At 63.4% G+C, this 7,348-nt stretch carries 7 protein-coding genes; 6 read left to right on the top strand and 1 reads right to left on the bottom strand.

What is annotated here, in order from left to right:
• Together ABW137_RS13165 and ABW137_RS13160 are read left to right on the top strand one after the other, a co-directional pair.
• Positions 1–689, top strand: a 689-nt coding sequence (locus tag ABW137_RS13165; RefSeq protein ID WP_526400551.1) for an AAA family ATPase, incomplete at its 5' end; no start/stop codon positions are given.
• Positions 690–1,302: 613 nt separating this feature from the next.
• A complete protein-coding gene (locus tag ABW137_RS13160) occupies positions 1,303–2,196 on the top strand; it encodes a S1C family serine protease (RefSeq protein ID WP_526400553.1) in 894 nt (297 codons plus the stop codon).
• 271 nt (positions 2,197–2,467) lie between these two features.
• Here the strand turns inward: ABW137_RS13160 and ABW137_RS13155 are convergent, their stop codons facing one another.
• Entirely contained in the window at positions 2,468–3,496 is a 1,029-nt protein-coding gene (locus ABW137_RS13155; protein WP_526400549.1) for a hypothetical protein, read from the bottom strand.
• Positions 3,497–3,834: 338 nt separating this feature from the next.
• On the opposite strand from ABW137_RS13155, the gene ABW137_RS13150 reads away from it, so the two are divergent.
• From ABW137_RS13150 to ABW137_RS13135, 4 genes are read left to right on the top strand one after another with little or no spacing between them, the layout of a single operon-like run.
• The gene (locus ABW137_RS13150; RefSeq protein WP_526400547.1) at positions 3,835–4,287 is read left to right on the top strand and encodes a thioredoxin family protein; all 453 of its coding nucleotides are present in this window, start codon (positions 3,835–3,837) and stop codon (positions 4,285–4,287) included.
• Positions 4,284–4,547: a UBP-type zinc finger domain-containing protein gene (locus ABW137_RS13145; RefSeq protein ID WP_526400546.1), complete on the top strand. Its 264-nt coding sequence runs from the start codon at positions 4,284–4,286 to the stop codon at positions 4,545–4,547. The genes ABW137_RS13150 and ABW137_RS13145 overlap by 4 nt, the downstream gene beginning before the upstream one ends.
• Positions 4,540–6,228, top strand: a complete 1,689-nt coding sequence (locus ABW137_RS13140; RefSeq protein WP_526400544.1) for an FAD-dependent oxidoreductase — start codon at positions 4,540–4,542, stop codon at positions 6,226–6,228. Before ABW137_RS13145 ends, ABW137_RS13140 begins: the two co-directional genes overlap by 8 nt.
• Before the next feature lie 58 nt (positions 6,229–6,286).
• Positions 6,287–7,321, top strand: coding sequence for a hypothetical protein (locus ABW137_RS13135; RefSeq protein WP_526400542.1), 1,035 nt, complete (start codon positions 6,287–6,289; stop codon positions 7,319–7,321).
• The last annotated feature ends 27 nt before the right edge of the window (positions 7,322–7,348 follow it).

Here is a 7,348-nt window from a genome sequence, read left to right as displayed (position 1 = left end):
AGGAGCGGCACACGGTGAGCCGGTTGGTCGGTGCGCCGCCGGGATACGTTGGCTACGAGGAGGGCGGCCAGCTGACCGAGGCGGTCCGTCGCAAGCCCTACTCGGTGGTGTTGCTCGACGAGATCGAGAAGGCGCACGCGGATGTGTTCAACACCCTGCTACAAGTGCTCGATGACGGCCGGCTCACCGACGCACAGGGACGGCAGGTCGACTTCCGGAACACGGTGGTCATCATGACCTCCAACATCGGCTCGCACCACCTGCTCGACGGCGTCACCGCGGATGGTGAGATCAAGCCTGAGGCAAGCGACCTGGTGATGGCTGAGCTGCGGGGACATTTTCGGCCTGAGTTCCTCAACCGCGTCGACGACATTGTCTTGTTCACGCCACTGTCGATGCCGCAGCTCGAACGAATCGTCGAGCTGCAGCTGCACGAGCTGCGGGATCGTCTGGCAGAGCGCCAGATCGAGCTCGACATTTCCACCAAGGCGCGCCGTTTGATCGCCGAACACGGCTACGATCCGGTGTACGGGGCGCGGCCGCTGCGCCGCTACATCGCCCACGAGGTGGAGACCAAGATCGGCCGGGCGTTACTCCGCGGCGACATCGCAGGCGGTGGCAAGATCCGCGTCACCGTGGAGAATGACGAACTCACCGTGGATTATTCGGAACCGGCCTTGGCGGCCTGACAGGACAGCCCCGGCCGGCTGCTAGACGCCAGTCCGCTGGCCGCGGTTGAACGGTAAAGGCCGCCTACCGAAACGGTGTCACTGGCCGAGACAGTCGGCGATGGGCTGATTTACAGGTTCACGTTACAGTTCGCACACGCCGGCGAGGCCACCGTCGATGTGCCCAATTGCGCTGACTAGTGCAAGCAGTGCACCAGCCAGGCGATGATGTCAATGCTTGTTCGTCCTCCCATACCAACTGAATGCACAACCTTTAGGACCGACAGGGCCGTGCCGACCACGGGGTTGGGGTGCAAAGGTTGCCGTGTCAGGGTCACACCGTCGAGTCCGATATCTCCTTGGCCTACGCATCATTCGAGTTATCGGCTCATGCATCGGCCCGGCGGACGCTTCACTGCGGAGTGTTAGGCCGCGGTGTTCGGCACTGATGCTACGAGTGGATGGAGGCCTGGAGTTGATGCACTCATCGTCGCCCGCGCGGCTGAGTCGTACATTGCCCCGATTGCTCGTCGTCACGATCACCGTTCTCACCGCATGCGCCAGCCCGTCCGACTCCGGCGAGACCGGCCGCCCCGCGGTATCTGCCAGCTCGAGTGCCCCGGTCGCGGCTGCGCTGGATCTACCGGCACTGGTGCGACGGGTTGAACCCTCGGTGGTGACTGTGCTGACCGAGCGCGGTTTGGGCAGCGGCATCGTCTATAGCGCCGACGGCACAATCGTCACCAATGCCCACGTGGTCGCCGGCGCGCGAGAAGTCACCGTGGCCCTCGCGGACGGGAAACAGGTGCCGGCAATGGTCCGTGCCGCTGACGAAGTCACCGACGTGGCTATCATCCAAGCCGACCGTAAGGGACTACCCGCTGCAACATTTCAAAGGCCACTTCCGCGGGTCGGTGAACTCGCGGTAGTTATGGGCAGTCCGCTCGGATTCGAGGCCACCGTCACATCCGGCATCATCTCGGGACTACACCGCCAGATCCCCGGGTCGGCTTCAACGGGGGCACCGCTCGTCGACCTAATTCAGACCGACGCCGCCATCTCGCCGGGGAACTCTGGAGGTGCGGTCCTCGATGTGCAAGGTGAAGTCGTCGGGATGAGCGTGGCCTACATCCCACCGGCGGCGGGTGCGGTGGCTCTCGGGTTCGCGATCCCGGCTGCGACAGTCGTCGACGTCGCCGACCAGCTGTTGGCCACCGGCAATGCCCGCCACGCATACATCGGTATACGGCCCGCCACGCTGACCCCGGAGATCGCACGGCAGTTGGGGGTAAACCGCACGAATGGCGTTGTCGTCATGAACATTGAGACAGCAAGTCCGGCGGCGGCGGCGGGTATGCAGGCTGGAGACATCGTCATCAGCTGCAACGGTCAGGAGACCGCGACGGCAGAGGAACTCATAGCGGCGCTGCGCCGCACCAAGCCGGGTGACCGCGTGCGCTTGAGCGTGCTCCGCGGAGCGGATACCCAACAGATCACCGTCACCGTCGCCGAGCGCACCCCGACCTAGCGCTGTCTTTGCGTAGCCATTGATGCACGATGGTCTGGCCTCAACTGTGCGGGCGCAATCAGCACGGCCATGGCCGGTCATGTCGAATCGACGTGCATGACAACCACAACGGGTGAGTTTCGAAAATCGCCTCTTGAGATGGCTACCGGATGAGGTCCTGCGTCACGGTGACTGCCTGCCGGGGCAGAACATTGCGGGACAGTCTCATGGGTGTCGGCCGAAATGATTCGTTACATACATCAAAAAGAACATCCGCGGCGCTCCGGTGACGCTACTCGTCGAACCGTTGCCGTTGCCGGACTCCGTAGGCGGCCGCCCTGACTCCGTCATCGTCTTCGAGTCCTGATCCGAGTGCTCCGCCGACGGTAGCGATGGAGGCAACCAACCACCCGAGCGACAAATAGTCCGCGATCGATACCCTATGACCAAGTGTTTGGCCAAACACGTCTGGTGTAAGCGTAAGGCTGGCGGCCAGAAGAACCGAACCGAACAACGCCACATGAAGCACAGCGACGCCGATGCTCAGAGTGATCAGCGTCGCGACGTTGTAGAGCGTTGAGCGCGCGCGTTCGGCCGAGGAGTTCGGACGCTCCCAGAGTTCGTGATCAAGGATCAACCAGGTGACCATTGCTCCGATGGAAAGGACAGTGGTTGCGCACATTCGCCAAGGACCCATCGTGTCGGCGAACAGCCAAATCGTATCTGTTGCGAGCGCCAGCGCTCCGGAACCGAGCGCAACCACGAGCACCTTCGAGAGGCCGACGACCAATCGCCACGGCCGATTGGCGCGCACCATTCCGGCCAGCAGACGAAGCCGACGAAGACCCCGTGGAGCGAAGTAGCGGACTCCTTCGCGAATCTCTGTGGAGGTCAACCGCGCGGCACTTCTTGGTTGCAGTTCGGGCTGTTTCGTCACTATCGCGATGGCCAGTACGACCAAATCCAACACACGGCGCGAGACCAACGCGGCGCCGACCCCGGCGACGGAGATGAGTCCGAAACGGTACGCAGCACTGACCTCGGCGACGACGGGCACACGGTTGTCTCGGCGGGGCAAGTCAGTCATGTATATGACGACGTCGGCGTCTTCCTTCGACGGTTGCACCGAATCAATGACGTCGCGAAAGGACGCCTGTTCGTCACGAAGATGCGGCTCGATACGAACGGACGTCTCCCAACGCACGGATGGGGTCCATCGGTCGGCGAGCTTGTTCGGCAGTGAATCGGCTGTGTGCTCGGCCAGACGTGCCGGCACGCCGGGGTCGGCGATGAGCAAGATGGTGCACGTTCGACCGCTCATGCCGACTCCAAACGGTGACAGGGGGCGCCACCGCGCGGAGATACCCCGTGGGGCCAGTGTCGAAACGGGCAGTGGCTCCGTAGACGCGCAAGTCCGTCACCGAAGGACTGTCTGGCTGCCCTTCTTTCGCCCTCCTGGGTCGATGCACCGACCCGGGTTGGTTTGGCAGATTGTGCTGACACGTCAATGGATTTGGTGAACGGAGCGCAACGATGGCTACCTCGGTAGGCGCGCTTGCTCGAATGTGCCATCGGTGGCCAGTCCGCGTGTCCGTGGGGACGACGAACTTGACATGGGCCCTGACGAGCGGGCCGTATGGACTGACGGGATGAGGTGCCATGGAGTCTGACATCACGACATGCCCGCACTGCGGAAAACGCAATCGGGTGCCCGCGACGGCCACCGGGAAGCCGCGCTGCGCCAACTGTCGCCACTGGCTGCCATGGATCGCCGCGGCCGACGACGGGGACTTCACTGAAATCGTCGAAATCTCTTCGGTACCGGTACTCGTCGACTTGTGGGCGACCTGGTGCGGCCCCTGCCGGACAGTAGGTCCGGCGCTCGAACAGCTCGCGGTCGAGCGCTCGGGCGAGCTGAAACTCGTCAAAGTGGACGTGGACAGGGCGCCCGCGATCGCCCAACGGTTCGCAATACAGGCGGTGCCAACACTTCTGGTCATCAACAACCGGGAAGTTCTGGGACGCCAATCCGGCGCTTCTTCGCTTGCCGCACTGAGACGTTGGCTCGACGAGACACTTTCGACCAGCAAAGCGAAGGAGGCACGGGCATGACGACTTCCGTGACCGATCCACATGTAGGGGCGATCCGTGAGGTGCGCCCGAGCGCCGACGGCTGCGAGGAATGTCTTCGGCTGGGCACACCGTGGGTGCATCTGCGGCTGTGCCTGACGTGCGGGCATGTCGGCTGCTGCGACTCGTCACCGATGCGGCACGCCCGGGCGCACGCGCACACGGTCGGTCATCCCATCGTGCAGTCAATGGAGCGGGGACCGGTCTGGCGTTGGTGCTACGTCGATGAGAACTATGTCTGAGGTCGCCGTCGACCAGCGTGCCTCGACTCCGCTGGCGGAAACCCCCGATACAGACGGCGCGTACCCGCGACTGTCGGCCGACCAGGTCGCCATCCTTGAGACAGGCGGTGCCCGGCGCGCCGTCGCCACGGGCGAAACACTGGTCCGCGAAGGTGAACGCTCCGACCACTTGTTCGTCGTCCTGGCCGGCAAGGTCGCCGTCATCACGACCGACGACGCGGGAAATCGGCACGTGATCCGGGTCCATGGTCCGGGGCGGTTCCTGGGTGAGTTGGGCGATCTCGAAGGTCAAGCCGCGTTCTACACCGCCGAAGTGGTGGAACCCGGCGAAGTACTCGTGGTGCCGACCGAGCGGGTGCGGTCCCTGTGCGCGCACGAACCCGTGCTCAGTGACCTCATCTTGCGCGCGTTCCTGTTACGCCGCTCCATGCTGATCCAGGAGGGCTCCGGATTGCGGATCATAGGATCCTGCTTTGATCCCGAGACCGTCCGGCTTCGAGAATTCGCGACCCGAAATAGATTACCCCACAGGTGGATTGACACCGAGCGTGACAAGCACGCCGAGCGGCTGTTGCAGCGGTTCGGGGTGTCGCCCCAGGAAACGCCGGTGGTCATCTGGGGCGGTGAGGTGCTACGTAACCCAACCAACACTGACCTGGCCCGCCGGGTGGGCCTACCCGTGGCCGACACGGCGTCCGACGAATTCGACGTCGTGGTGGTGGGGGCTGGTCCGGCTGGCCTCGCAGCGGCGGTGTACGGCGCCTCGGACGGTCTGATCACCGCGGCGATGGAGCGAATCGCAACAGGCGGGCAGGCCGGGACTTCTTCGAGAATCGAGAACTACCTCGGATTTCCGGGTGGTATCTCAGGCGCCGACCTAGCTGAACGGGCCGGTCTGCAGGCCGAGAAGTTCGGCGCGCGGATCCTGGTTTCCGCCGAGGTCGCCGGTCTGGAAACCGATGGTGGACACCATCTGCTTCGTTTTGCCGATCAAGCGTCAGTAGTGGCGCGTGCCATAGTGCTTGCCATGGGAGCGCGGTATCGCAAGCTCGCCGTTCCCGGAATCGAAGCGTTCGAGGGTAACGGCGTGTACTACGCCGCAACTTTTCAAGAGGCATTGATGTGTGGCACCGGTCCCGTCGTCATAGTCGGCGGCGGTAACTCCGCGGGCCAGGCGGCGATCTTCCTCGCTGCGAGGGTTTCCCGGGTCCATGTGCTGATCCGTGGGGCCGATGTAAACGCAAATATGTCCCGATATCTTGTCGACCAGATTCGCCAGCATCCCCGCGTGACCGTGAGCACGTGTACCGAGATCCGAGAAGTGCGCGGACATGGCGAGCTCGCGGCGGTGGTGGCGGAGGATAACCGGACCGGTGAGCGTCATTCGATCGAGACCCGCGCCCTGTTCGTCTTTATTGGCGCCGACCCCAACACCGCCTGGCTGGCGGGCATCATTGAGCTCGATGACCACGGCTACGTGACGACGGGCCAGGCCGCGCTCTATTCGGATATCCGCCGCGATCAGAACCACACGCGACGTCGCCCGATGATGCTCGAGACCAGTCGACCCGGCGTATTCGCCGCGGGCGATGTGCGTAGCGGCTCGGTCAAGCGGGTGGCGTCCGCCGTTGGCGAAGGATCTATGGCAATCCGCCAAATTCACGAGTACTTCGGGACCTGATGGACGCCAACACGAACGAATGTGTTTTGACGGTTTTCAGCGGGGTATACGGGCTCGAATGAAGGGCGAATCGCCGTCAATCCTGCTAGTCGCTGATCCCGGCGCTCCGGTCGGGATTGCGGAGCGTCTTTGTGATTCGCTACCGGCAGTGCTCACGAAACATGTTTCAACAGAAGGCAACTGGGCTGTCACCACACGGCGGCACGCGTATCCTGTCGATGAGCAGGCTGACGTCCTTGAGGTGGTCCGTGCCGTCGACCCGGCAGGTGAGACGCAAGACATCGTCATTTACCTAACCGATTTGCCACGGCGCCTCGGCACGTTGCCAGTGGTTGCCGACATCAGCGTTGACCACCAGTTTGGAATGATCTCCGTCCCCGGTGCTGGGGGATTGTTCATCGACCGCCGGGTGCGGAACGCGGCACAGACGGTCGTGGCCGAGATAGCGGGGCTGCCCGACAACAAACACCAATCCATGAGGCAGTTGACGCGGATGCAGGACGATGACGTGGTCCGCTACGTCGCGCCTGCCACTCTGTCGCGTTTGCGGCTTCTGTCCGGCATGGTTTACGCCAACCGCCCGTGGCGGCTGGCCGCTGGCATGTCCAAGGTGATCATGGCTGCGTTCGCCACAGGGGCGGTCAGCCTTGCGTATCCGACCATATGGCAGTTGTCCGACACCATGGGCCCTTGGCGGTTGGGCGTGGTGACGATGTTGGCGACCGCCGCGATGATTGCCTGGCTCATTCTTGACCACGAGCTATGGGAACGACCCAAGTCCGCCGACGAACGCCAACGCGCGGTGTTGTACAACGCGGCAACCGTCATCACCTTGACGATCGGAGTCGCCATCTTCCATGCCGGGCTGTTCATCCTGCTTCTGCTGACCGCGTGGTGGACGCTTCCGCCGCAACTGGTCGCCGACAACATCGGACATTCTGTCGATCTGCCAACGCTATTGAGGATGGCTTGGCTGGTAGCGGCGGTGGCAACGCTGGGTGGGGCCCTGGGATCGGGAATGGAGGACGACGAAGCTGTGAGAGCGGCGGCCTATGGAGTCAGACAACGCCAGCGATTCGACAAATCGAATTGACCTGTGGGCCGGTGCGGTAATGCGCGT

The sequence above is a fragment of the Mycobacterium sp. genome (genome assembly GCF_040509115.1).
Classification (GTDB): Bacteria; Actinomycetota; Actinomycetes; order Mycobacteriales; family Mycobacteriaceae; genus Mycobacterium.
The sequence above is the reverse complement of the archived record's forward strand: the minus strand, read 5'-3'. Positions and strand labels throughout refer to the sequence as shown.